We start from the raw sequence: 25,059 nt of genomic DNA on the forward strand, positions 1-25,059 counted from the left end.
GTCATCCCCTTCCGAGGCGTCAGGCGGCGTTCTGGAGCTCGTCGGCGAGCGCGGCGATCTCCTCGACCGCGGCCGCCAGCTCCTCAGCGCCCTGGGCCTGTTCGCGGGCGGCGGTGGAGGCCTGGCCGGCCAGCTGTTCGGCCTGGTTGGCGGCCGACGAGATCTGCTCCAGCCCGGACTTGACCTCGACGAGCGCGTTCGCGATCTCCAGCGCCGACTCACGGACCTCCTCGTTGCCGCCGCGGACCTGCTGCATGTCGCGCTCGATCTCCTCCAGCCGGGCGGTGGTCGCCTTGGCCGACTCGACCTCGGCCAGCGAGAGCCGGCTGGTCTCCTCCAGGTCGGCGCGCACCTCCACGATCCGGTCCTGCACCGCCTTGACCAGGTCCTTGATCCGGTCGGCGTTGTCGGCGGAGTCCCGGGCCAGGTTGCGGATGTCGGTGGAGACCACGGCGAAGCCCTTGCCGAACTCACCGGCCCGGGCCGACTCCACCGACCCGTTCACGGCCAGCATGTTGGTCTGGATCGACACGTTCGCGATGGCGTCCACGATCTTGTCGATCCGCCGGGAGATCTGCTCCAGCTCGGTCACCTTGCGAACGTTCTCGATGCCCTCACGGGCGGCCGTGCCGATCGCGTCGATCATCGAGTCGACCGCCTCCTTGTTGCTGCCCAGCAGCTCCAGGATCACGTCGGAGCGCTCCACCGCCGCACCACCACGGTTGGCCGAGAGCTGGGCGCCCTGCTCGATCTGGTTCACCGCCTCGGCGGTCTGCTGGCCCTTCTCGGCGGCCGTCCGCGCACCGGAGTTGATCTCGTTGATCGCCACGTTGATCTGGCTGGCGGCCCGGTTGATCTCCTCGACCGCGGCGGACAGCTCCTCGGCCGCCGACGCGACCTCCTCAGCGCTCTTGGCGATGTCGGTGCTGCTGCGCAGGGTCTCGGAGACCTCGGCCAGCGACTCGGCGGCCTGGTCGCTCTGCCGCAGCGCCTGGGTCTGCTGGGCGACCGTCTGCAGCGACTCCTCGCAGGCTGCCGACTGCTGCTCGGCCGCCGCGGCGATCTCCTCGGACCGCTGCTTGGCGTTCCCGGCGGACTTCATCGCCTGAACCGCGGAGGCCGCCATCTCGGTCGCCCCGGCCATGATCGTGCCCATGTCGGCGCGGATCGTCTCCAGCTGCGAGGTGATCGTCTTGCCCTTCTCCACCTCGCCGCGGGCCGTCTCGGCGGAGGTCTGCACCGCCCCGGCGATCTCGGTGACGCTGCTGCGCACCTCGTCGATCAGGTCGCGGATCTGCCGGGCGCTGCGCTCACTGGTCTCGGCCAGTGTCCGCACCTCGTCGGCGACCACCGCGAAACCCTTGCCGTGCTGCCGGGCCCGGGCCGCCTCGATCGCGGCGTTCAGGGCCAGCAGGTTGGTCTGGTCGGCGATGTGCGCGACCGTCTTGACGATCTCGCCGATCTCGTCGGCCTGCTTCTCCAGCTCGGTGATGGTGGCGACCGAGTTGCTCTGCCGGGTGGACGCGCTGTCCACGTTGGCGAGCAGGTTGCTGATCCCGTTGCGGGTCTCGTTGAGCAGGTTCTGCAGTTGCTGGCTGAGGTCGGCGACCTGCCGGGTGGTCTGCTCCTGACGACTGACCCGCTCCTCGACCTGGTTCATCGCGGCCAGGCTCTGCTGGGTGGCCCCGGAGGCCTGCTCGGCTCCGGCGGCGATCTGCTGCATCGACTCGGACAGCTGCCGGGACGCCTCGGCCGCCTGGGCGTTCTGGGCGGAGATCTCGGCGGTCGCCGAGGCGATCCGCTCGGCGGCCTGCTGCTGTTTCGCCACCGACCGCGCCTGCCGGCGGTTGGCGTCCTGGTCGGCGGCGGCACGGGCCGGGCGGGCCGCGGCCGGCGACCGTGATCCGGTGGCGGTGCTGCTCCGCCCGCTGGCGGTGCTGGTGAGGGGCATGGGTGGTCTCCCATCTGGGTCCGGTTGATCCGGTACACGCGGGGGTCGGGCCGCCGATCTCGGGAGCGTCACTCCACAGCCCCGCCGACCAGGCAAATCCTGGCACCGGGGCAAACCGCACCGAGGCGATATTCATCGAGTTCACAGCGGTTTGCGGGGCTTGGTGGGGGGCAAAAGCCCCAGCACATCCACAACCGGAAGGAAGACCATGAGCGACCCGCGTACCGAGGGCGAACTGTCCAACACCCTGCCGCCGTCGACGGATCCGGAGGAGCTGCGCAACGGCGGGCCGGCCGGAGAGGGCATCCGCACCACCACCGGCGGCACCGCGGGGCCGGCCAGTGTCCCGAACCGGCCCCGCACCGGCCCGGGTGTCGCGAACACCACCACCGGCGATGCCGGCACCGGTGCGCTGCGGACCGAGGAGGAGTACCGCTGAACCGGTCGGCTACCGTCCGTTCCGGTCGCCGTGACAGGCGCGGTGACCGGAACGGCGAGGAGTCATCGGCATGCGCGCACTGGTACAGACCGTCAGCCGGGCGAGCGTGACCGTCGGCGACGAGATCACCGGCGCGATCGAGGACGGGCTGCTGGTGCTGGTCGGGGTCACCCACGACGACACCCCGGCGAAAGCCGCCGAACTGGCCCGCAAGACCTGGGAGCTGCGTGTCCTGGACGACCGGTCGGCCGCCGATCTGGCCGCGCCGCTGCTGGTGGTCAGCCAGTTCACGCTCTACGGCGACGCGCGCAAGGGCCGCCGGCCGAGCTGGAGCGCGGCCGCGCCGGCCGAGGTCGCCGAACCGCTGATCGAGGAGTACGTGACGGCACTGCGCGCCCGGGGAGCGGTGGTCGAGACCGGCCGCTTCCGGGCGCACATGCTCGTCGAATCGGTGAACACCGGACCCCGCACGGTGCTGCTGGAACTGTGAGCTAGAAGAACAGGCCCCGGCGCTGGGCCGACTGCCGCAGCCACTGGTCCAGCCGGGCCGCCCAGTCGACCTGCTCGGCGGTCGCGTAGTCGATGTCGAAACTGCCGAACGCGTCCTGCCCCTCGGTGAAGACGCCACCGCGCTTGTCCAGCTCCAGCACCACCTGCAACTTCTGCGGGGTGGGCAGGAAGGTCAGCTCCAGCTGGTTGATGCCGCTCGCGTACTGCCCCGGCGGATAGAACTCGATCTCCTGGTAGAACGGCAGATGCTGCTCGACCCCGTAGACCCGGCCCTGCTCGACGTCGGCCCGGCTGAACCGGAAACCGAGCCGCAGCAACGCCTCCAGGATCCGCTCCTGCGCCGGCAGCGGGTGCACGGCCACCGTGTCCAGGTCGGACTTGTCGACCGCGCGGGCCACCTCCAGCTCGGTCGCCAGCCCCATCGTCATGCCGGTCAGGTGCTGCCCGTACACCTCGGTGATCGGGGTCTGCCAGGGCACCTCGAAACGGAACGGGACGTCGTGCCGGGCGCCCGGCTCCAGCTTGAACGAGCCGGTCAGCCGCTGCCGGTGGAACTCCTGGTTGGTCTGGTACTCGCTGTCGCCGCTCTCCACCTCGACCCGGGTGGTCAGGGCGATCGCCACGTACTCGATGTCGACGGCGTGATCGCCGCCCACCACGTGGACCTGCCCCTCCAGGAAGCCGCCCGGATAGGTGTTCGGATTGGTGAGCACGGTGTCGACCGAGGGTCCGCCGACACCGAACGCTTGCATCATTCGCTTGAAGACCACGCTGTTCCCCTTCGTAGGGCTGAACACAGTATCGATTCCCGGCAAACACTCACGGTGACGCAAGTCCGGCTTGTCGGCTTGGCGACGTCAGGGTTCTCCCTGATTCATGCCACCTGGACGCTGGCCTCACCTCCGCTTAACGCGCCTCGGACGAAGCTTGCCCTCACACCGGCACGAAGCGGCTGGTACGCACGAGACGTTATCGCGGGGAGGGGACTCGAAGTGGTCCTGGAGATGAAGGCGTCGGAGTCCGAGGTCGTCGAGACCATCATGACCGACGAAGTCGAGACGCTTACCGACCTGGACGCCACCGACGAGCGGGGCGTCTCCGCAGACCTGGTCCGCGCCTACCTCAACGGCATCGGCCGGACCCGGCTGCTCACCGCCGTCGAGGAGGTGACCCTCTCCAAGCGCATCGAGGCCGGGCTGTACGCCGAGGAGAAGCTTCCCTCCGCCCCCGCCGAGCTGGCCCCCCTGCTGACGGTCATCGTCACCGAGGGCAAGGCCGCCAAGAACCACCTTCTCGAGGCCAACCTCCGCCTCGTCGTCAGCATCGCGAAGCGCTACACCGGTCGCGGCATGGCGTTCCTGGACCTGATCCAGGAGGGCAACCTCGGCCTGATCCGCGCCGTCGAGAAGTTCGACTACACCAAGGGCTACAAGTTCTCCACGTACGCCACCTGGTGGATCCGGCAGGCCATCACCCGCGCCATGGCCGACCAGGCCCGCACCATCCGCATCCCGGTGCACATGGTCGAGCAGGTCAACCGGATGGTCCGCTGCCGTCGCGACCTGGCCGCCACGATCGGCCGGGAGCCCAGCATCGCCGAGATCGCCAAGGCCATGGACGTTCCGGAGTTCCAGGTCATCGAGCTGATCTCGTACGACCGGGAGCCGGTCAGCCTGGACCAGGCGGTCGGCGAGGACGGCGAGAGCGCCCTCGGTGACTTCGTCGCCGCCGCCGGGCCGAACGTGCCGGGTGAGGGCGCCGGCACCGGCGAGCTGCGCAGCGAGGTGGAGATCGTGCTCGGCACCCTCTCCGAGCGGGAGTCCGCGGTGATCCGGCTGCGCTTCGGCCTGGACGACGGCCGTCAGCGCACCCTGGACGAGGTGGGCCGCGAGTTCGGCCTCAGCCGCGAGCGGATCCGCCAGATCGAGAAGGTCACCATGCTGAAGCTGCGTGACCCGGAGCGGGCCTCCCGCCTCGAGGCCTACGCCTCCTGACCAGCAGCTCAGACACTCCGCAGCCGCCGGGGGCCGGTGTCCGGCCGGGCCCCCGGGTCACCGAACTCGACGGTGGCGTGCAGCACCGACCAGCCGTCCGGGCGGGCCAGTACCGGGTTCAGCGTGAGTGACCGGACCCGTGGCTGCTCGTCGGCCAGCCGGCCCACCCGCAGCAGCAGATCGATCAGCGCGGCCCGGTCCACCGGGGTGGACCCGCGATAGCCGTGCAGCAACGGGGCCGCCCGCGGCTCGCCGACCAGGGCCTCGGCCGCCCGGTCGGTCAGCGGCGCGGCCCGCCAGCCCAGGTCACCGAGCAGTTCGCTGGCGACACCGCCGAGCCCGAACCCGACCACCGGGCCGAACGCCGGATCCTCCACGATCTCCACCGTGCAGGCGACACCCGGCGCCACCATGGTCTGCACCAGCACCTCCGGCCCGAACCGCGCGGCCAGTTCGGCGTACGCCTCGCGCACGCCCTGCTCGCCGGCGACCGCGAGGCGCACCGCGCCGAGGTCGATCCGGTGCCGCAACGCACCGCCGGCCGCCTTGATCGCCACCGGATAGCCCAGCTCGGCCGCCGCCGCGACCGCCTCGTCGGCGTCACCGGCCGGCAGCGACGGCACCACCGGGATCCCGTAGGCCGCGAGCAGGCCGGTCGGCGACTCCGCGGTCACCGCGGCCTCCGCGGCCTCCGGGTCCACCCCGGACAGCACCGGCAGCACCCCCGGCGGCCGGCGCAGCCAGTCGGCGTAACCGACCACCCGGGACAGCGCGCGGACCGCCTCCTCCACCGACGGATAGGCCGGCACCCGGGGCGGCGCCTGCCCGAAGACCATCGTCGCGACTGTCGGCTTCTCCCCGGCCAGCGCCACGCTCGCCAGCGCGGCCGCGAAGTCCGCGTCCTCGTCGGCGTGCCGGCCCGGCACCGGCGGCGCGAAGACCACCACCAGCGCGTCCACCCCCTGGTCCACGGCGGCGTCGGCGAGCGCGTCGGCCAGCGCGTGGGCGCCCGCCTCCGGGCCGGTGTCGCGCGGGTACCCGGGGGCCACCACCAGCCCGGCCGCCCGGCAGGCGACCACCGCCAGTTCGGCCAGCGCCGACGAGTTGCCCACCACGGCCACCCGGCGGCCGGCCGGCAGCGGCTGGTGGGCCAGCAGCATGCCCACGTCGAACAGTTCCTGCACGGTGTCCACCCGGATCACCCCGGAACGGGCGAACAGGGCGGTCACCGCGTTCGCGTCAGGGCTCGGCGAGTCACCGGACAGGCCGGGCGGGCGGGTCGCCGAGGCCACCGCCACCACCGGCTTGACCCGGCTGATCCGGCGGGCCAGCCGGGCGAACTTGCGCGGATTGCCGAACGTCTCCAGATAGAGCAGCACCACGTCGGTGCCCGGATCGTCCTGCCAGTACTGCAACAGGTCGTTGCCGGAGACGTCGGCCCGGTTGCCGGCCGACACGAAACTCGACAGGCCCAGGCCCCGGCGGTCCGCCTCGGCCAGCAGCGCCACCCCGAGCGCGCCGCTCTGGCTGAAGAAGCCGACCCGGCCGGCCATCGGCAGCCGGGGCGAGATGGTGGCGTTCAGCCGGACACCCGGATCGGTGTTGGCGACGCCGAAGCTGCTCGGGCCGATCACCCGCAGGCCGGCCGCGCGGGCCGCCTCCACCAGCTCCCGCTGCTGGACGGCGCCCGCCGGACCGGTCTCGGCGAAACCGGCCGACACCACCACACCGCCGCCCGCGCCGGCCCGGGCCGCGTCCCGCCCGGCCTCCCGGACCCGGTCGGCCGGCACCGCGATCAGGGCCAGGTCGATCGGGACACCGGCGTCCGAGGCGCTGCGGTACGCCCGGAGCCCGGCCACCCGGTCCGCGGTGGGATGCACCGGCACCAGCTCACCGGTGTATCCCCCGTCGCGCAGGTTGCCCAGCATCAGCGCGCCGATCCCGTGCCCGGTGGCGCTGGCGCCGTAGACCGCGATGCCCCGCGGAGCGAGCAGCCGGGCGATCGAGCGGGCCTCGGTCAGGTGCTCGCGGGACTCCTGCACCTCCCGGGACTTCTCGGTCGGCTCGATCGGGAAGCTCAGGTGCACGACGCCGTCGGCGTACCGGCGTTGCACCTGATAGCCGGTGTCGCCGAAGACCCGCAGCATGCCGTTGTTCTCCGGGAGCACCTCGGCGACGAACCGGGTGATGCCGTTGCGCCGGGCCGCGTCGGCGAGATGCTCCAGCAGCACCGAGCCGATGCCCCGGCCCTGGAGCGCGTCCTCGACCACGAACGCCACCTCGGCCTCGGGCGAGTCCGGGCCGAGCCGCTCGTAGCGCCCGACCGAGGTGATCCGGTCGCCGGACAGCGTCACGAACGCCTCGCGGTCGTGGTGGTCGACGTTGACGAAGCGGTGCAGGTCGCGTTCCGGGATGCGCGGATAGGGCGAGAAGTAGCGCAGATAGCGGGTGCGGTCGCTCATCCGGGAGTGGAAGTCCACGATGGCCGGCGCGTCCTCCGGGCGGATCGGGCGCAGGTGGACGGCTGTGCCGTCGGAGAGTAGGACGTCCGCGCCGCGCTCCATCGTCTAATCCCGGGGGTCGTGGGGATCGAGGCCGTGCAGCGGGAAGACCGCCGTCCGGGTGGCGAGGACGGCCCGGTCGACCGGGTTGTCGCTGCTGCCCGGCCAGGGTGTGACAGAGGGCTCGGTCCCGTCCGTCATCGCCTCCGGAATGGTAGTCCCCGGCCGCCGCTGCGCCGCCAGCGAGCGCCACGGTGCCGGGACGCGTGTCGACGGGTCCAGCGGCTCCCCGGTGGCCACCGCCAGCAGGTGGGTCCAGGCCCGGGGCACCACCTCGACGAGGGCATACCCGCCGCCGCCGGTGGCGATCCAGCGGCCGTCGCAGATCTCGTCGGCCAGGGCGCGCATCGCGATGTACGCCGCCCGCTGGCCGTCCACCGACAGCCGCAGGTCGGCGAGCGGGTCGAGGCGGTGGGCGTCGGCGCCGCACTGGCTGATGATGATCTCCGGGGCGAAGGCGCGGACCACCGACGGGACGACCGCGTGGAAGGCGCGCAGCCAGCCGTCGTCCCCGGTGCCCGGTGGCAGCGGCACGTTGACCGCGGTGCCCTCGGCGTTCGGCCCGCCGGTCTCGTCGGCGAAGCCGGTGCCCGGGAAGAGCGCCAGCGGTGTCTCGTGCAGGCTGACGGTGAGCACCCGCGGGTCGTCGTAGAAGGCGGCCTGCACCCCGTCGCCGTGGTGCACGTCGACGTCGATGTAGGCGATCCGGGTCGCCCCGTGCTCCAGCAGCCAGGCGATCGCCACCGCCGGATCGTTGTAGACACAGAACCCGGCCGCCCGGGCCGGCATGGCGTGGTGCAGGCCGCCGGCCACGTTGACCGCGCGCCGGGCCGCGCCGTGCCAGACCGCCTGGACGGCGGCCAGGGTGGCGCCGCAGATCCGGGCGGAGGCCTGGTGCATGTCCTCGAAGACCGGGTTGTCGGCGGTGTTCAGGCCCCAGCCGGTGAAGAACGGATCGATCGGGGCCAGCCGGACCGCGTCCAGATAGTCGGCGCGGTGCACCCGGGTGAGATCGGTCTCAGTCGCCTCCACCGGAGTGATCAACTGGACGCCGGGACGGTCCAGCACACCGAGTTCGCGGGCCAGCGCCATGGTCAGTTCGACGCGCACCGGATTGAGCGGATGATCGCCCATGTCGTAGTCGAGCAGGGTGCTGTCCCAGACCACCGCGGTGGTGTCGTCGGCCATGACGGCCATGCTGCCACGTCGTCTCGTCAAACGGACGGGCCGACGTGCCGTTAGCACACCTGTTCCGGCGTCGGGTAGGGTCTTCAGGCACTTGTCCAGGGCGAAGGTCAGCCCAACGCAACGCGGTATTATCGCTGCTGGGAGGACCGCATCGTGAACGATCTCGTCGATACCACCGAGATGTACCTTCGCACCATTCTGGAACTAGAGGAAGAGGGCGTGCCCGCCCTACGCGCCCGGATCGCCGAGCGACTGCACCAGAGCGGCCCGACGGTGAGCCAGACCGTGGCCCGGATGGAGCGTGACGGGCTGCTGACCGTCGAGGGCGACCGCCACCTGGTGCTGACCGACCTCGGCCGCTCCACCGCGGTCGGCGTCATGCGCAAACACCGGCTCGCCGAGCTGCTGCTCGTCAACGTCATCGGGATGCCCTACGAGGAGGCCCACGAGGAGGCCTGCCGCTGGGAGCACGTGATGAGCGACTCGGTCGAGAAACGCGTCTACGAGCTGCTCAACAAGCCGACCCGTTCGCCGTACGGGAATCCGATCCCCGGACTCGAACAGTTCGGCGCCCCGGACGACACCTCCGAGATCCTCACCCAGGGCGAGCGCAATCTGGCCTTCCCCGGGCTGAGCGGCGACGTCGTCATCCGCCGGATCTGCGAGAGCGTCCAGGCCAACTCCGACGTGCTGCGCCAGCTCCGGGCCGCCGGCATCAACCCGGGCACCACCGTCACGGTGGCCCAGGAGCGCGACGGGGTGACCATCGACGGCTCGGCCGGTGACAAGATCCGGCTGCCGCGCGAGGTCGCGTCCCGGGTGTTCGTGGCGGCCCGCTGACCGGGCGCGCTAACCGTTGGTCGTGCTCAGCGCTTTGGCGAGGTCGAGCATTCCGGCGTCCATGGTCTTCGCCTGAGCCCCGGTGGTTCCCTTCGGGAAGGTGAGACGGATGGTCTGGAGCTGCTTGGCCTCGCTGAGCCAGCCGATCTCGGAGCTGATGCCGTGCTCGCCGGCCGGCTTGCCGTAATAGCGGTAGGCCGCCCGGCCCAGGCCCTTGAGCTTCGTCGCCTTCGCCGGCATCCGGTCGTCGAGGAAGACCTCGGCGTTCGCCGCTGTCGTCTCCACCACCGAGAGCGACAGGTCCGGCCAGGGCTTGTCCAGTTTCTGCACCACACAGCTCGACGTGTCGTCGACCTGGTCCGAGGCGGCCACCTCGAAACGGATGCCGAGCATCTGCTCGATCAGGTCGTAGTCCCAGAGGATGCAGGCACCACCGGCGGAGGCCGCGGGCACCTCCACCGCGGGTTCCGAGGGAGCGGGCTCGACGACGACCGGCTTCTCCTGATCCGACGTGCAGCCGGAAACAGCGAACAGCACGACGGCGCCGAGTACGGCCAGACGCGTGGGCACTCTTGATCCTTCCCCGGGGGCGGGCGCACACACCGTACTGGCCGGGCCCGTTGCGCGCCAAGAGGGAGATCAGCGGTCGCTTGCGTACGGGCAGTGACGGCGCTACTTGACACCACCTGTCAAGGAGCGCCAGGATCACCTCATGGACCTCGCCGGGCAGCTGCTGCGCATGCTCGACACCCGTCTGCTGGATCCGCTGGAGATCCTGATCCAGGACGACCGGCCGGTCGGCGCGATGCGCGATCTGCTGCGGGTGCGGGCCACCGAGTGGGCCCGGGTGCTGGAGGGCGCCGACCACACCGCCGCCGTCCACCTGATCGCCCGGCTCATCGCCGCGCTCCACCCCGACGAGCACGCCTTCAACCCGCCCGCGGACTGGTGGCGCAGCCCGTTCGGGCAGATCGTGCTGCGGCGGGTGGGTCACCCGTACGCCGCGTCGGTCTCCTACGCCACCGCCGGCGCGATGCTCGGCGTCACCCGCCAGGCGGTGCACGACCTGGTGCGCCGCGGCCGTCTGCCCCGCCACCCGGACGGCGGCGTGCCCGTCGCCGCGATCCGGGACCGTCTCCCGACCGAGGGGAACTCATGATCAACGACCGTCTCATCGACGCCGGCCCCGTCCAGATCGCCACCCGCGACTTCGGCGGCGACCAGCCACCACTGCTGCTCCTGCACGGCGCCGGCGGCAACCTGGCCCAGATGACCACCCTGGCCCGGGCGCTGCGCCCGCACCACCGGGTGATCACCCTCGACCTGCGCGGGCACGGCCGCTCCGCCGACGGCGACTGGACCTGGGACGCCGCCCTCGGCGACCTCGCCGCCGTCTGCGTGCAACTCGAACTGGACCGGCCCGCGGTGGTCGGCCACTCCCTCGGCGGCATGCTGGCCGTCCTCTGGGGCCAGCAGCACCCCGAGTGCCCCGGCGTGGTCAGCCTGGACGGCAACCCGCCGCCCACCCGCCCCGGCCAGCTGCCCGGCCTCGACCCGGAGAAGGCCGCGGCCGAGCTGGCCCGGCTGCACGCGGTCTTCGACGCCGCCGAGGCCGCCGCCGGCCGGATCATCCCGGCCGAGCAGCTGCCCGACCTGGTGGAACAGCAGCAGATGGCGGCCCGCGACATGGGTGCCAACGAGAAGGTGTGGGTCGAGGGCTTCCGCCGCAACCTGGTCCACCTCGGCGGGGAGACGTCGATCCGGCCGTCCGCCGCGCTGACCGGCCAGTTGCGCACCGCGATGAACGAGCTGGACCTGGCGCCGGTCCACGCCGCCACCACCTGCCCGCGACTGCTCGTCCTGGCCACCCGCGACCTGCCGCAGCAGGAGCCGTTCGCCGAGCTGTACGCGGCGTACCGGCGTCACCAGATCGAGCAGGCCGACGCGGTGCCCGGCCTGCGCCGGGTGTCCCTGGCCGACGCCTCGCACGCCATGGTGATCGAGCAGCCCACCGCGCTGGCCGCCCTGATCACCGACTTCCTACGCCCGGTCGCGTAACCAGGCGCCGAACTCGACACCGGTGCGCACACCCTGCTCCAGCACCGCGGTGTAGACGTCGTAGGCGCAGTATTCCGGGCGCTGGTGCCAGACCCTCTTGACATCCAGGATCGCCTGCCGTTCCTCGCCGGTCAGCCGGCCGGCGAGGGCCCGGTGCCACGCACTGACGTCGGCGTGGTCGTCGTGCAGCCAGATCGACAGACCGACACACCACTCACCGATGGTGAGGGTGATGTGGTGCCGCTCGTCGCGGGGCTTGCCGCTGGGCGACCGGTCACCGCACTCGTCGCGGTACGTGAACCCGGTCAGCCCCGGGATGGCGACCGCCCGGCCGAGCAGGGCGACCACATCGGCCGGCCGGTAGTCCGCGCCGCCGTCCAGCATCACGTCCAGGTCGCGCCACACCATCAGCCCCGAGACGTAGCTGCCGGTGGGGGTCACCGGCCCCAACGGCTCCAGCAGCGCGAGAACCTCGCCCGCCTCCGCTCGCAGGTCCTCCGGGCTGCCCATCCCGCGCTCCTCCACGTTCCGATCCGACGCCGGACATTGTCGGATGTGCCGGGTCGGCAGGTGGGTCCGGGGTGCAGCACTGAGGCCTCCCACCCGATCCCGGGTGGGAGGCCTCAGGGGATGACGTCAGCTGCAGCCGGAGGTGGAGCCGCAGCCCTCGCAGACGTAGCAGCTGCCGGCCCGGCGCATCTTGGTGCCGCAGGTGAAGCAGAGCGGCGCGTCGGCGGCGTGACCGGTGACGATCTCCAGCAGTTCGGTGGAGGAGCCGGCGGCCACCGGGGTGGTCTCCCTCTCCGGCGTGGTGGTGGCCTTCACCTCGGCCACGGTGACGCTGTTGGCCGGGGTGGCGACCGGGGCGGAGGCGGCCATCGCGGCCATCTCGTCGGCCGCCGCCTCCGCGGCCGCCTCGGCGGCGGCCTGCGCGGTGCGCTCCTTGGCGGTGAAGATACCCAGTTCGGCGCGCGTCTCGTAGGGCAGGAAGTCCAGCGCCAGGCGACGGAAGATGTAGTCCATCACCGAGGACGCCATGCGCACGTCCGGGTCGTCGGTCATGCCGGCCGGCTCGAAGCGCATGTTGGTGAACTTGCCGATGTACGTCTCGAGCGGCACACCGTACTGAAGGCCTATCGAGATGGCCACCGAGAAGGCGTCCATCACGCCGGCCAAGGTGGAACCCTGCTTCGACATCTTCAGGAAGACCTCGCCGAGGCCGTCGTCGGGGTACGACGAGGCGGTGAGGTAGCCCTTGGCGCCGCCGACCGAGAAGGAGACCGTCTCGGAGGCGCGCTTCTTCGGCAGGCGCTTGCGGACCGGGCGGTACTCGACCACCTTCTCCACGACCTTCTCGACCTGTACCGGCGCGACCTCGGCCTTGGGGGCCTCGTCGGACTTCTTCTTGGCGGCCGAGAGCGGCTGGCCGACCTTGCAGTTGTCGCGGTAGATCGCGAGCGCCTTCAGGCCCAGCTTCCAGCCCTGGTAGTGCACCTCCTCGATCTCCTCGACGGTCGCCGACTCGGGCATGTTGACCGTCTTGGAGATGGCGCCGGAGATGAACGGCTGCACCGCGGCCATCATCTTGATGTGGCCGAACGGGGAGATCACCCGGTCGCCCATGGCGCAGTCGAAGATCGCGTAGTGCTCGGTCTTGAGACCGGGCGCGTCGACCACGTTGCCGTGCTCGGCGATGTGCTCGACGATCGCCTCGACCTGCTCCTCCGGGTAGCCGATGCTGCGCAGGGCCCGCGGGACCGTCTGGTTGACGATCTGCATGGAGCCGCCGCCGACCAGCTTCTTGAACTTGACCAGGGCCAGGTCGGGCTCGATGCCGGTGGTGTCGCAGTCCATCATCAGGCCGATGGTGCCGGTCGGGGCGAGCACCGAGGCCTGCGCGTTGCGCCAGCCGTTCTTGGCGCCGATCTTGTTGCCGTTCTGCCACTGGCGGGTCGCCTCGCGAAGGATCTCGGTGGCGACGGCGCCCTGCGGGCGGACCTCGTCGTTGGCGGCGGCGTGCTTGCGCATGACCCGCTGGTGCGCCTCGGCGTTGCGGGCGTAGCCCTCGTACGCGCCGACGATGCCGGCCAGCTCGGCCGAGCGGCGGTACGCGGTGCCGGTCATCAGCGAGGTGATCGCCGCGGCGACGCTACGGCCACCCTCGGAGTCGTACGGCAGGCCGGAGGCCATCAGCAGCGCGCCGATGTTGGCGTAGCCGATGCCGAGCTGACGGTACGCCCGGGTGGTGACCCCGATCTTCTCGGTCGGGAAGTCGGCGAAGCAGATCGAGATGTCCATCGCGGTGATGATGAACTCGACGCTCTTGACGAACTTCTCCACCTCGAAGCCACCGTCGGCCTTGAGGAACTTCATCAGGTTGAGCGACGCCAGGTTGCACGACGAGTCGTCCAGCGACATGTACTCCGAGCAGGGGTTGGACGCGGTGATGCGGCCGGTCTCGGGGTTGGTGTGCCAGTCGTTGATGGTGTCGTCGTACTGCAGGCCCGGGTCGGCGCACTCCCACGCGGCCTTGGCGATGTCCCGGAACAGCTTCTTGGCGTCGATGGTCTCGATGACCTCGCCGTTGAGCCGGCCGCGCAGGCCGAACTCGGTGCCGTTCTCGTACGCCGTCATGAACTCGTCGCTGACGCGTACCGAGTTGTTGGCGTTCTGGTATTGAACGCTGACGATGTCGGAGCCGCCCAGGTCCATGTCGAAGCCGGCGTCCCGCAGCGCGCGGATCTTGTCCTCCTCGCGCGCCTTGGTCTGCACGAACTCCTCGATGTCCGGGTGGTCGACGTCGAGGATGACCATCTTGGCGGCACGCCGGGTGGCGCCACCGGACTTGATGGTGCCCGCGCTGGCGTCGGCGCCGCGCATGAAGCTGACCGGGCCGCTGGCGGTGCCACCGGAGGTGAGCAGTTCCTTGGAGGAGCGGATCCGGGAGAGGTTGACGCCGGAGCCGGAGCCGCCCTTGAAAATCAGCCCCTCCTCCTTGTACCAGTCCAGGATGGCGTCCATCGAGTCGTCGACGGAGAGGATGAAGCACGCGCTGACCTGCTGCGGCGACGAGGTGCCGACGTTGAACCAGACCGGCGAGTTGAAGCTGAACACCTGGTGCAGGAGCATCCAGGTCAGTTCGTGGTCGAACAGCTCGGCGTCGGCCGCGGAGGCGAAGTAGCCGTACTCCTCGCCCGCCTTGCGGTAGGTCTGCACGACCCGGTCGATGAGCTGCTTCAGCGACCACTCACGCTCGGGGGTGCCCACCGCGCCCCGGAAGTACTTGGTCGTGACGATGTTGGCCGCGTTCACGCTCCAGAACGCGGGGTATTCGACGCCACGCTGCTCGAAGTTGATCGAGCCGTCGCGCCAGTTCGTCATGACGACGTCGCGGCGTTCCCACTCGACCTCGTCGTACGGGTGAACGCCCTCGGTCGTCCACACCCGCTCCACACGCAGCCCCCCGGTCGACGCGCTGTTGCCACCGTTGTTCCGGCTGCGCTGACGACCTGCTGTGATGCCGTCTCCGGCCATATGGATGTGCTCCCCCTCGTAGGTACCGCTACAAACGTGTCGGTAAGAAGTGCTCAGGGCTGAGGCGCTCAGCCGTTGAGCTTGGGTGCGCGTCCCCCGGACCGTGGCGCGACGGCGTGTCGCGTCCCGGCTTCCCGGACGGGGGCGGCGTCGCGCAGCGCGGCGATCTCCTTCTCGAATTCGTCGAGAGAGTCGAACGACTTGTACACGCTGGCGAACCGGAGGTAAGCCACCTGGTCGAGCTCACGCAGCGGCGTGAGGATGGCCAGGCCGACCTCATGGCTGGGGATCTCGGCGGCGCCGCGGGCCCGGACGGCCTCCTCGACCCGCTGCGCGAGCACAGCGATCGAGTCCTCGTCGACGGGCCGGCCCTGACAGGCCTTGCGGACCCCGCTCATGATCTTGGTCCGGCTGAAGGGCTCGGTGACACCACTGCGCTTGACCACCGCGAGGACGGCCTCCTCGACGGTGGTGAACCGCTTGCCGCACTCGGTGCACGAGCGGCGGCGACGGATCAGCTGACCGTCGTCGGCCTCACGCGAGTCGACCACGCGCGAATCGGCATGGCGACAGTACGGGCAGCGCACCGTGGATCTCCCTCCGGCACCTTCTCGACGGGCTCCAGGCATGCCGAAATACAGCGGAACCATCGGTTTCGCTGTGAACGACATGTGGATAACCAGGAAGAAGGAAACCCAACCTGTGGATGACTTACATCCGTGTGACCACTAGATGTTGGGGTAGACGCTAGGCCCAGCCGGACGCCGATGCAAGTTCAGCAGTGTGCCGACGCGCCGCGATTTTCCACCTCGCCACCAGGGGTGATGTCACGATCACGCGGAGCGGCCGGATCGGGCGGCTCGACGCGCCGGAGACTCGGACAGCACACCCGACGGAGATCAAATCCGGGCGCGGAATCAGCCCTGGGAGGCGGTGGTGAAGAGGATGACACTGGCCATGACGGAGGTCATCAGGAACAGGCCCAGCAGCACCGCGCGACCACGACGGGTGAGGCGCAGCGGAGGCTCGGCGTGGCGCACGCCACTGATCGTCATGACTATCCCCTTTCGGACACCCGTTCGATAGAACGCCCGTACGACGGTCTATCAGAACACAGGTACGGAAGTCGAGCCTTTCGGAGCGACACGCCGGGGAAATCTCGTACAGATGTTTGAATATGTCGGACCCGCGCACTAAGTTTTGCGGGAAGAGGGGTCAGCCGGATCGGTCGCCATCCCCACGGCGCCGCCCGGCTCCGCGACGCACCACGTGCCGACCAGGCACTGGCCGACAGGGAGGGCGGACGTGTCGACCGACGACCGGACTAGCCAGCAGCATCAGATCAGGAAGCCCGAGACCGCCCGGCGCCGCACGACGAGCCGGTCCCGCACCGGCGACGCACCCCAGCTGCGGTCGGTCACCCCGGTCGGCAACGTGCCCGAGGTGGTCGCCACCGACCTCACCGCCCGGCAGCGCCGGATCCTGGAGTTCATCCGGGACTGGGTGGAGAAGTACGGCTACCCGCCCAGCGTCCGCGAGATCGGCGAGGCGGTCGGCCTGGTCTCCCCCTCCAGCGTGGCGTACCAGCTGAAGGCTCTGGAGAGCAAGGGCTACCTGCGGCGTGATCCGAACCGGCCACGGGCGGTGGACGTCCGCGCGCCCGGCGAGATGGTCGACGACGAGACGATGCGCGCCGCCCGCCCACAGCCGGCCTACGTGCCGCTGCTCGGCCGGATCGCCGCCGGTGGCCCGATCCTCGCCGAGCAGGCGGTCGAGGACTTCTTCCCGCTGCCGCGCGAGCTGGTCGGCGAGGGCGACGTCTTCATGCTGGAGGTCAAGGGCGACTCGATGATCGACGCGGCGATCTGCAACGGCGACTGGGTGGTGGTCCGCCAGCAGCCCAACGCCGAGGCCGGCGACATAGTGGCCGCGATGATCGACGGCGAGGCGACGGTGAAGAGCTACCGCCAGAGGGACGGGCACGTCTGGCTGATGCCGGCGAACCCGGCCTTCGACCCGATCCCCGGCGACGACGCGACGATCATGGGCCGCGTGGTGGCGGTGCTGCGCCGCGTCTGACCCGGCTCTCGACGCGGGACGGCCGGTTCCGGCAGACGGAACCGGCCGATCAAACCCTTGCGGTGGTACGCCCGGAGAGCCCGCCCAGCGCAGAACCGCAAATCAACCGATCAACGGTCCGGCCGGTGCGGCGTCGACCCGCCAACCGGCGCGGATGGTCGAGTGACTTCCGCCGGCCGGATCCGGATGGTTCAGCGGCCTCCGGGACCGCCGCCGTAGACGCCACCGCCCTGCTGCGGACCACGCGGCGGGCCGCCCTGCGGACCGCCGTAGTTGCCACCGCCGCCACCACGACCGGGTGGCGGACCCTGCTGACCGCCCCGGCCCGGCTGCTGCTGCGGACCGCGGGGCGGCTGCTGGGGGTTGCGCGGCGGGGCCTGCTGCGGACCACGGGCCGGCGGCTGCTGACCACCCCGGGCCGGCGGCTGCTGACCACCCCGGGCGGGCGGCTGCGGGCTACGCGGCGCCTGCTGCGGGCCACGCGAGGGCGGCGGCTGCTGCTGACCACCACGAGCAGGTTGCTGACCACCGCGAGCAGGCTGCTGACCACCGCGGGCGGGCGGCTGCGGACCACGGGCCGGCGGCTGCTGCGGACCGCCACGGCCGGGCTGCTGTTGCGGACCGCGGGGCGGCTGCTGCGGGTTGCGCGGACCCTGCCCCGGCTGCTGCGGGCCACGAGCGGGCTGCTGCGGGCCACGCGGCGGCTGCTGGCCGCCGGGGCGACCGCCCTGCTGCCCACCGCCCTGCTGACCGCCGCCCTGCTGACCGCCACCCTTCGGACCGCCGCCCTGACCGCCGTAGACCGGGCCGTTGCCGCGCTGCGGGCCACCGGCCGGGCCGTTGCCGCGCTGCGGTCCGCCGCCGGGTCCGGACTTCGCCCCGTAGACAGGACCGCCGCCGGAGGGCCGGCCGGAGTAGGAGGCCCCGCGCTGCGGCGCCCCGCCCACCCCGATCAGCTCGGTCTCCGGGTCGCCGGTGGCGATGCCGCCGGAGGGCGCGCGGTCGGCCGCTGTCACGGCCGCGGCCTGCGGCGACTTCCGGAACCGCACGATGCCGAAGATGCCGGCGCCGACCAGGATCAGGCCGAACAGCCCGACACCGCCGACCGCGTAGGCCAGGTTGTCGGGGTCGAGGTACCACGCGGAGCCGCTGTCCTGCGAGGCGGACTTCTTCGACTCGGCCGCGACCGAGGTGGCCGGGGTGTACTGCCGGATGTGGTTGGCCGCCTCGGTGTCGCCGCTCATGTCGGAGACGGTGTAGAAGAGGCTGCCGTCGGTGCTGTAGCCGATCGCCTCACCGAAGGGCTCGTTGGGCAGGCCGGTGGTGCGCGGCTCCTTCTTCAGAGCGGCGACCACGTCGCCACCGGCGACGTCCCACTCGAAAGCGTCGGTGTAGGTCCGCAGCACGACCTTGGTGGCGCCACGGTTGACCGCGCCGCCGGTGATGATCCGGTTGCCGACCCGGGCGAGCTGGTTGCCGGGGGTCTCGGTGGCCGGGAGGGTCAGCTCACCGACCCGCTCCATCGGGACGCCGGCGGTGCTGTTGGCCTTCAGCGGGCCGGTCGGCTGGTAGATGAACGCCGACTTGCCGAACTCGCGGGTCACGATCAGCGGGGTGCCGTCCGGCTTGAAGAGCAGCGCCTCGGCGTCATGGCTGTCGCCGTCCGGATAGCTGAGCCGGTGGATCTTCGGCTTCGAGGACTTGTCGACCGGCATGCTCCACAGCGCGATGGTGGCGCGCGGGCTGGCCGGGGTCTCCCGGACACCGTTGTTGCCGATGTCGGCGATCCAGAGGGTCTTGCCGTCCGGGGAGAGGACCAGGTCCTCGGGGTCCTTCGGGTCGGTAGGGAAGGAGACCTCGTCGACCTTCTTGCAGGAGCTGTTGAGGAAGTAGACCCGCGCCCCGCTGTTGTCCTCCTTGCCGTCGTTGACGACGGCGTACCCCTTCTCCAGCACCGCCAGGCCGGACAACTCGATGAGGTCCGGATCGGCGATCTTGCACATTTTCTTACCCGCCGTCGCCTTCGCACTGACCGTCGGCGCAGGCGTTGGATCCTCGGCGTACGCGCTGGAGGAGCCAACCATCACGAGACCAAACGCAATGATGGTCGAATACACGAGACGGCGCATCCGCACAGTGTCGCACGCGAAGTCACTCCACGGCATTACGCGTGGATCAAGGCTGTGAGAACGGACAGACCCGGCAGGCCGTCGGGATGAGGGCCGCACACCGGTACGGCCCTCACGTGACGGCTGATTCAGCTCCGGTACGCCTCCAGCTCGGCGGCCAGCTGTTCGTCGACCCGGGCCAGCAGCTCGGTCCCGTCGTCCAGGTGGCGGGACTGGATCACCTGACCGGTCCGGTGCACCCGGGCGACCAGGTCGCCCCGGTCGTACGGAATCAGGACCCGCATCTCCACCGCCGGGCGCGGAAGCCGGTCCGCGATCGCCTGGTGCAGCTCGGCGATGCCGGCGCCGGACCGCGCGGACACGAAGATCGCGTCCGGCCAGGCCCGCTTGAGCCGGAGCACCGTCTCCTCGTCGGCCGCGTCCAGCTTGTTGACCACCAGCAGCTCGGGCAGCTGGTCCGCGCCGACCTCGCCGAGGACCTCACGGACCGCGACGACCTGGCCCTCCGGATCCGGGTGGGCGCCGTCCACGACGTGCACCAGCAGATCCGCCTGGGCCACCTCCTCCAGCGTCGAGCGGAACGCCTCGACGATGTGGTGCGGCAGGTGCCGGACGAATCCGACCGTGTCGGAGAGCGTGAAGACCCGGCCGTCCTCCGCGGCGGTGCGCCGGGTGGTCGGGTCCAGGGTGGCGAACAGCGCGTCCTCCACCAGCACCCCGGCCTGGGTCAGCCGGTTGAGCAGGCTGGACTTGCCGGCGTTGGTGTAACCGGCGATGGCCACCGCGGGCACACCGCTGGCGGCACGGCGGGACCGTTTGGTCTCCCGGACCGTCTTCATGGCCTTGATCTCGCGCCGCAGTTTCGCGATCCGGGTGTTGATCCGCCGGCGATCGGTCTCCAGCTTGGTCTCACCGGGACCACGGGTGCCGACACCGCCGCCGCCGGAACCGCCACCGGCGCCGCCGCCCTGACGGGACAGCGAGTCACCCCAGCCGCGCAGACGGGGCAACATGTACTGAAGCTGGGCCAGCTCGACCTGGGCCTTGCCCTCGCGGCTCTTGGCGTGCTGGGCGAAGATGTCCAGGATCAGCGCGGTCCGGTCGACCACCTTGACCTTGATCTGCTCCTCCAGCTTGCGCAGCTGGGAGGGCGACAGCTCGCCGTCGCAGATCACCGTGTCGGCGCCGGTCATCACGACCACGTCGCGCAGCTCGTCGACCTTGCCGCGGCCGATGAAGGTGGCGGCGTCGGGTTGTCTCCGTCTCTGGATCAGGCCCTCGAGCACCTGGGAACCGGCGGTCTCGGCGAGGGCCGCCAGCTCGGTCAGCGAGTTGTCGGCGTCCTCCACGCTGCCCTCGGTCCACACCCCGACCAGCACGACCCGTTCGAGTCGCAGCTGCCGGTACTCGACCTCGGTGACGTCGGTCAGCTCGGTGGACAGACCGGCCACCCGCCGGAGCGAGTGCCGCTCCTCGAGCTCCAGGTCTCCGGTGGTGGGATCCAGCTCGTCGAGGACGGGTGTCTGGTAAGTGTTTCGCAAAAGTGACCTCCTCCGCCTTCGATCGTGGCACGTCCCGCTCGACGGCGCATCCACATATGCGCGCCGCGTGACGGTGACCCCTCAGTAACCACCGGACCGGACATCGCATTTCCGAACAAGCGACAATGCGGAGTACTCAAACCACCGACGTCGAAGGGGACACCGTGGTGACCACCCGCCTGCCGAGCGCAGGATTCTCGATCACGATTCGTATCGCCGTTACCGCGGACGCCTCGTCCATCGGCCGGCTCACCACCTGCGTGGGTGAGGCCGGGGCCATCGTGACGGCACTGGACGTGGTGGACTCCGACCCCACCCGGGTGCTGGTCGACCTGACCTGCGACACCGCCGACGCGGCGCACGCCGACCAGGTCGTCAAGCAGCTGGAGGACCAGGACGGGGTGGACGTCCGCAAGGTGTCCGACCGGACCTTCCTGCTGCACCTGGGCGGCAAGATCGAGGTCAGCTCCAAGGTCGCGCTGCGTAACCGGGACGAGCTGTCCCGGGCGTACACGCCGGGGGTGGCCCGGGTCTGCATGGCGATCGCCGAGAACCCGAAGGACGCCCGCCGCCTGACCATCAAGCGCAACACGGTGGCCGTGGTCAGCGACGGTTCGGCGGTGCTGGGCCTGGGCAACATCGGCCCGGCCGCCGCGATGCCGGTGATGGAGGGCAAGGCCGCGTTGTTCAAGCGGTTCGGCGGGGTGGACGCCTGGCCGGTGGTGCTGGACACCCAGGACACCGACGAGATCGTCCGGATCGTCAAGGCGATCGCCCCGGCCTACGGCGGCATCAACCTGGAGGACATCGCCGCCCCGCGCTGCTTCGAGATCGAGGCGCGGCTGCGTGAGCAGCTGGACATCCCGGTCTTCCACGACGACCAGCACGGCACCGCGATCTGTGTGCTGGCCGCGCTGACCAACGCGCTGCGGGTGGTCGGCAAGCGGATGGAGGACGTCAAGGTGGTGGTCTCCGGCGCGGGCGCGGCCGGCACCGCGATCATGAAACTGCTGATGCGGCAGGGTGTGGGCGACATCATCGCGTACGACCGCAAGGGCGCCCTGCACCGCGGCATGCCCGACCTGAACGAGTCGATGCAGTGGCTGGCCGACCACACCAACAAGGCGAACTACTCCGGTGACCTGCCCGGCGCGATCGTCGGCGCGGACGTCTTCATCGGCGTCTCCGCCCCGAACCTGCTGACCGGCGACGACATCGCGAAGATGGCGGACAAGGCGATCGTCTTCGCGATGGCCAACCCGGACCCGGAGGTCGACCCGCGGGAGGCCCGCAAGCACGCCGCGATCGTCGCCACCGGGCGCTCCGACCAGCCCAACCAGATCAACAACGTGCTGGCCTTCCCCGGCGTCTTCCGCGGCATGCTGGACGCCGCCGCCGAGGAGTTCACCGAGGAGATGGCCCTCGCGGCGGCCCGGGCGATCGCCGACGTGGTGGGTGAGGACAAGCTCAACCCCACGGTGATCATCCCGAGCGTGTTCGACCAGCGGGTCACCCCGGCGGTGGCCGCGGCGATCCGCGCCGTGGTCAAGGGCGCTCCGGCCCCGGCCAACCCGGCGGCGGTTCCGGAGACCACGCTCGACGAGGCTCCGGAGACGACCTTCTAGAAGCCGATTGCGGGGGTACGAGCGGGGCAGGCCCTGTTCGTACCCCTCATTCGACGGACCATCCGGCCAGCTCACCGACCAGATCGGTGATCAGCCCGGCGACGCCCGCGTCGACCAGTGGACGCCACTGCGTGACGTCGTTGGGCGTCCACGGCATCACGCCGATCCCGGCCGCGGCCAGCGCGGCCATCGTCTCCGGCCCGTTCAGCACGTCGGCCACCGACGGATTGCAGTAGGCGACACCCAGCTCCCGGCACAGCTCGACGGTGTCCGCGTCGAACCGGAACAGCAGCAGCCCACGCCGTACGTCCGGGGCGGTGTCCCGCACCTTGCGCACCACGTCGGCGTCGAAGCTCTGCACCACCGACCGGTCCAGCAGGTCCCGCTCGGTCAGCGCGGCCAGGATCGACTTCACCTCGTCCCGGGTGGCCGGCGGCTTGATCTCGACAAGCAACTCGACCGGTGCCGGGGCGAGCAGGTCCAGCGTCTCGGCCAGGGTCGGCACCCGCACCCCGGTGAACCCGGCGCCGAACCGGGGGCCGGTGTCCAGCCCGGCGATCTGGCCGGCGGTCAGATCCCAGACCTGGCCGGTGCCGTCGGTGGTGCGGTCCACGGTCTTGTCGTGGATCACCACCGGCACGCCGTCGCGGGTGCAGCGGACGTCGAACTCGACGATCGTGGCGCCGGCCTCGATCGCGGCGGTGAAGGCGGGCAGGGTGTTCTCCGGGGCGACCGTGGGGTAACCCCGGTGCGCGACGACGTGCACCATCAGAGCACCGCCTCCACGTCGATCTCGCCGTCGGCGACCAGCACCGCCGGGCCCTCCAGCCACCACCCGCCGGCCTCGTCGTGGGTGACCACCAGACGGCCGCCGAGCACGTCCACCGCGATCGAGCCGGTGTCCAGGCCGGCGTCGCGCAGGGCCACCGCGCCGACCGCCAGCGCGCCGGTGCCGCACGACTGGGTCTCGCCGGAGCCGCGCTCGTGCACCCGCATCCGGACGTGCCCGTCCAGGCCGTCCAAGGGCTCGGCCGGCTCGACGAACTCCACGTTCACCCCGTGCGGGAAGACCCCGGCGTCGTGCCGTGGGGCGGTGGTCAGGTCGAGCGAGGTCAGCGCCACCCCGTCGTGCAGGCCGCAGACCAGGTGCGGGTTGCCGCAGTCGACGGCGACACCGGGCAGGGTCAGGTGGCCGAGGGTGGCGGTGCTTCCCGCGTACACCCGCGGGGTGGTCATCCGGGCCCGGATCGTGCCGTCACCGATCTCGGCGACCAGGACCCCCGCCCGCGTCGCCACCGGCAGGCCCGCCGGGCCGGGCGTGGCCAGACCGTGGGCGAGCAGGTAGCGGACGAAGACCCGCAGCCCGTTGCCGCACATCTCGGCGATCGAGCCGTCACTGTTGTGGTAGTCCATGAACCACTCGGCCTCGCCGGCGTGCCCGGCGGCCTCCGGGTGCTTGGCGCTGCGCACCACCCGGATCACGCCGTCCCCGCCGATCCCCCGCCGCCTGTCGCAGAGTGCCGCGACCAGCGCGGGCGTCAGCGTCAGCTCGCCGTCGGGGTCCGGGAGGATGACGAAGTCGTTGCCGGTTCCGTGTCCTTTGGTGAAACGCACGCCGCCCATCATCCCGCAAGGTCCAGAGCGGCCGCCAACAGCTTCGGGTCCGCCCCGTCCAGCCAGTGCACCGCCGGGTCGCGGCGGAACCAGGACCGCTGCCGCCGGACGAACCGCCGGGTGCCCTGCACGGTGTCCGCCTTCGCCTGCTCCTCGGTCAGCTCGCCGTCGATCTGGGCCAGTGCCTGCTGGTAGCCGAGCGCCCGGGCGGCGGTCCGGCCGTCCCGGATCCCGGCCAGCCCGCGCACCTCGCCGATCAGCCCGGCCGCCCACATCAGGTCGACCCGCAGCGCGATCCGCTCGTCCAGCGCGGCGGTCTCCCGGTCGACGCCGATCTGCACCGACTCGTACACCGGCCGGGGGTCCGGCAGCGACGCCGTGAACGGCCGGCCGGTCAGCTCGATCACCTCCAGCGCGCGCACGATCCGGCGGCCGTTGCCCGGCAGGATCTTCGCGGCGGCGAGCGGATCGCGCTCGGCCAGCCGGGCGTGCAGCACCCCGGGCCCGGTCTCGGCCAGTTCCGCCTCCAGCCGGGCCCGGATCGCCGGGTCGGTGCCGGGGAACTCGAAATCCTCCAGCACCGCGCGGACATAGAGACCGGACCCACCCACCAGCAGCGGTACGCGGCCGCGGGCCAGGATGTCGTCGATGGCGGCGCGGGCCAGCCGCTGGTACTCGGCGACCGCCGCGGGCTCGGTCACGTCCCAGATGTCGAGCAGATGGTGCGGAACACCGTCGCGCTCGGCCACGGTCAGTTTCGCGGTGCCGATGTCCATGCCCCGGTAGAGCTGCATGGAGTCGGCGTTGACCACCTCGCCGCCCAGCTCGTGGGCGAGTGCGATGCTCAGGGCCGACTTGCCGGCGGCTGTCGGGCCGACGACGGTGACCACTCGTTGACCTGTCCGGAACCGCACGAAGCAACCGTAGGACACCGTTGTGTCACGGTCGTCAGCGGGAGCTTTCCCCCGACCGGGTTGGACCTGTGACAATGCGCGA

The 25,059-nt window shown here is 71.1% G+C and carries 22 protein-coding genes; 8 read left to right on the top strand and 14 right to left on the bottom strand.

Going from position 1 to position 25,059, the window contains the following annotated elements:
- Nucleotides 1-19: 19 nt before the first annotated feature.
- On the bottom strand, nt 20-1,951 hold the full coding sequence (locus ACQ0O7_RS20840; RefSeq protein WP_430783803.1) for a methyl-accepting chemotaxis protein: 1,932 nt from the start codon (nt 1,949-1,951) through the stop codon (nt 20-22).
- A gap of 208 nt (nt 1,952-2,159) precedes the next feature.
- Here ACQ0O7_RS20840 and ACQ0O7_RS20845 point away from each other — a divergent pair, with 208 nt between their 5' ends.
- Both ACQ0O7_RS20845 and dtd read left to right on the top strand, forming a co-directional pair.
- Nucleotides 2,160-2,390: a hypothetical protein gene (locus tag ACQ0O7_RS20845; protein ID WP_430783804.1), complete on the top strand. Its 231-nt coding sequence runs from the start codon at nt 2,160-2,162 to the stop codon at nt 2,388-2,390.
- Nucleotides 2,391-2,460: 70 nt separating this feature from the next.
- Nucleotides 2,461-2,880, top strand: coding sequence for a D-aminoacyl-tRNA deacylase (gene dtd, locus ACQ0O7_RS20850; RefSeq protein WP_430783805.1), 420 nt, complete (start codon nt 2,461-2,463; stop codon nt 2,878-2,880).
- 1 nt (nt 2,881) lies between these two features.
- Here dtd and ACQ0O7_RS20855 read toward each other — a convergent pair whose 3' ends face one another.
- Nucleotides 2,882-3,670 (bottom strand): sporulation protein, encoded by a 789-nt coding sequence (locus tag ACQ0O7_RS20855; protein WP_430783806.1) that lies wholly within the window; start codon nt 3,668-3,670, stop codon nt 2,882-2,884.
- A gap of 270 nt (nt 3,671-3,940) precedes the next feature.
- Between ACQ0O7_RS20855 and sigB the strand changes: the two genes are divergently transcribed.
- Nucleotides 3,941-4,894, top strand: a complete 954-nt coding sequence (gene sigB / locus ACQ0O7_RS20860; protein ID WP_430784014.1) for an RNA polymerase sigma factor SigB — start codon at nt 3,941-3,943, stop codon at nt 4,892-4,894.
- Nucleotides 4,895-4,902: 8 nt separating this feature from the next.
- Here sigB and ACQ0O7_RS20865 read toward each other — a convergent pair whose 3' ends face one another.
- Both ACQ0O7_RS20865 and ACQ0O7_RS20870 read right to left on the bottom strand, forming a co-directional pair.
- Nucleotides 4,903-7,458: a GNAT family N-acetyltransferase gene (locus ACQ0O7_RS20865; RefSeq protein ID WP_430783807.1), complete on the bottom strand. Its 2,556-nt coding sequence runs from the start codon at nt 7,456-7,458 to the stop codon at nt 4,903-4,905.
- Nucleotides 7,459-7,461: 3 nt separating this feature from the next.
- Nucleotides 7,462-8,643, bottom strand: coding sequence for an acetoin utilization protein AcuC (locus ACQ0O7_RS20870; RefSeq protein WP_430783808.1), 1,182 nt, complete (start codon nt 8,641-8,643; stop codon nt 7,462-7,464).
- Nucleotides 8,644-8,793: 150 nt separating this feature from the next.
- Here ACQ0O7_RS20870 and ACQ0O7_RS20875 point away from each other — a divergent pair, with 150 nt between their 5' ends.
- Complete coding sequence (locus tag ACQ0O7_RS20875) at nt 8,794-9,483, top strand: metal-dependent transcriptional regulator (protein WP_430784015.1); 690 nt, start codon at nt 8,794-8,796, stop codon at nt 9,481-9,483.
- A gap of 9 nt (nt 9,484-9,492) precedes the next feature.
- Here the strand turns inward: ACQ0O7_RS20875 and ACQ0O7_RS20880 are convergent, their stop codons facing one another.
- A complete protein-coding gene (locus tag ACQ0O7_RS20880) occupies nt 9,493-10,053 on the bottom strand; it encodes a hypothetical protein (RefSeq protein ID WP_430783809.1) in 561 nt (186 codons plus the stop codon).
- A gap of 142 nt (nt 10,054-10,195) precedes the next feature.
- Between ACQ0O7_RS20880 and ACQ0O7_RS20885 the strand changes: the two genes are divergently transcribed.
- Both ACQ0O7_RS20885 and ACQ0O7_RS20890 read left to right on the top strand, forming a co-directional pair.
- On the top strand, nt 10,196-10,642 hold the full coding sequence (locus tag ACQ0O7_RS20885) for a hypothetical protein (RefSeq protein WP_430783810.1): 447 nt from the start codon (nt 10,196-10,198) through the stop codon (nt 10,640-10,642).
- On the top strand, nt 10,639-11,541 hold the full coding sequence (locus ACQ0O7_RS20890) for an alpha/beta fold hydrolase (protein WP_430783811.1): 903 nt from the start codon (nt 10,639-10,641) through the stop codon (nt 11,539-11,541). Before ACQ0O7_RS20885 ends, ACQ0O7_RS20890 begins: the two co-directional genes overlap by 4 nt.
- On the opposite strand, the gene ACQ0O7_RS20895 is transcribed toward ACQ0O7_RS20890, so the two are convergent.
- The 4 genes from ACQ0O7_RS20895 to ACQ0O7_RS20910 all read right to left on the bottom strand — a co-directional run bounded on the left by ACQ0O7_RS20895 (nt 11,524) and on the right by ACQ0O7_RS20910 (nt 16,130).
- Nucleotides 11,524-12,051, bottom strand: coding sequence for a hypothetical protein (locus ACQ0O7_RS20895; RefSeq protein WP_430783812.1), 528 nt, complete (start codon nt 12,049-12,051; stop codon nt 11,524-11,526). The two genes, ACQ0O7_RS20890 and ACQ0O7_RS20895, sit on opposite strands and share 18 nt — an antisense overlap.
- A 126-nt stretch (nt 12,052-12,177) precedes the next feature.
- The gene (locus ACQ0O7_RS20900; protein ID WP_430783813.1) at nt 12,178-15,075 is read right to left on the bottom strand and encodes a vitamin B12-dependent ribonucleotide reductase; all 2,898 of its coding nucleotides are present in this window, start codon (nt 15,073-15,075) and stop codon (nt 12,178-12,180) included.
- 68 nt (nt 15,076-15,143) lie between these two features.
- Nucleotides 15,144-15,662, bottom strand: coding sequence for a transcriptional regulator NrdR (gene nrdR / locus ACQ0O7_RS20905; protein ID WP_430783814.1), 519 nt, complete (start codon nt 15,660-15,662; stop codon nt 15,144-15,146).
- A gap of 330 nt (nt 15,663-15,992) precedes the next feature.
- Entirely contained in the window at nt 15,993-16,130 is a 138-nt protein-coding gene (locus ACQ0O7_RS20910) for a hypothetical protein (RefSeq protein ID WP_430783815.1), read from the bottom strand.
- Nucleotides 16,131-16,380: 250 nt separating this feature from the next.
- Between ACQ0O7_RS20910 and lexA the strand changes: the two genes are divergently transcribed.
- Nucleotides 16,381-17,154, top strand: coding sequence for a transcriptional repressor LexA (gene lexA, locus ACQ0O7_RS20915; protein WP_430783816.1), 774 nt, complete (start codon nt 16,381-16,383; stop codon nt 17,152-17,154).
- Nucleotides 17,155-17,345: 191 nt separating this feature from the next.
- On the opposite strand, the gene ACQ0O7_RS20920 is transcribed toward lexA, so the two are convergent.
- Nucleotides 17,346-19,157: a hypothetical protein gene (locus ACQ0O7_RS20920; protein WP_430783817.1), complete on the bottom strand. Its 1,812-nt coding sequence runs from the start codon at nt 19,155-19,157 to the stop codon at nt 17,346-17,348.
- A 254-nt stretch (nt 19,158-19,411) separates the two neighbouring features.
- Nucleotides 19,412-20,824 carry a GTPase HflX gene (gene hflX / locus ACQ0O7_RS20925; protein ID WP_430783818.1) on the bottom strand — a complete coding sequence of 471 codons (1,413 nt, stop codon included), beginning with the start codon at nt 20,822-20,824 and terminating at the stop codon, nt 19,412-19,414.
- A 125-nt stretch (nt 20,825-20,949) separates the two neighbouring features.
- On the opposite strand from hflX, the gene ACQ0O7_RS20930 reads away from it, so the two are divergent.
- Nucleotides 20,950-22,449: an NAD-dependent malic enzyme gene (locus tag ACQ0O7_RS20930; RefSeq protein WP_430783819.1), complete on the top strand. Its 1,500-nt coding sequence runs from the start codon at nt 20,950-20,952 to the stop codon at nt 22,447-22,449.
- Nucleotides 22,450-22,495: 46 nt separating this feature from the next.
- Here ACQ0O7_RS20930 and ACQ0O7_RS20935 read toward each other — a convergent pair whose 3' ends face one another.
- From ACQ0O7_RS20935 to miaA, 3 genes are read right to left on the bottom strand one after another with little or no spacing between them, the layout of a single operon-like run.
- Nucleotides 22,496-23,218, bottom strand: a complete 723-nt coding sequence (locus ACQ0O7_RS20935) for a glycerophosphodiester phosphodiesterase (RefSeq protein WP_430783820.1) — start codon at nt 23,216-23,218, stop codon at nt 22,496-22,498.
- Nucleotides 23,218-24,063 carry a diaminopimelate epimerase gene (dapF, locus tag ACQ0O7_RS20940; RefSeq protein ID WP_430783821.1) on the bottom strand — a complete coding sequence of 282 codons (846 nt, stop codon included), beginning with the start codon at nt 24,061-24,063 and terminating at the stop codon, nt 23,218-23,220. The genes ACQ0O7_RS20935 and dapF overlap by 1 nt, the downstream gene beginning before the upstream one ends.
- Nucleotides 24,064-24,071: 8 nt before the next feature.
- Nucleotides 24,072-24,977 (bottom strand): tRNA (adenosine(37)-N6)-dimethylallyltransferase MiaA, encoded by a 906-nt coding sequence (gene miaA / locus ACQ0O7_RS20945; RefSeq protein ID WP_430783822.1) that lies wholly within the window; start codon nt 24,975-24,977, stop codon nt 24,072-24,074.
- Nucleotides 24,978-25,059 lie beyond the last annotated feature (82 nt).

This window comes from Actinoplanes sp. G11-F43, from assembly GCF_050589265.1.
Lineage (GTDB): Bacteria > Actinomycetota > Actinomycetes > Mycobacteriales > Micromonosporaceae > Actinoplanes.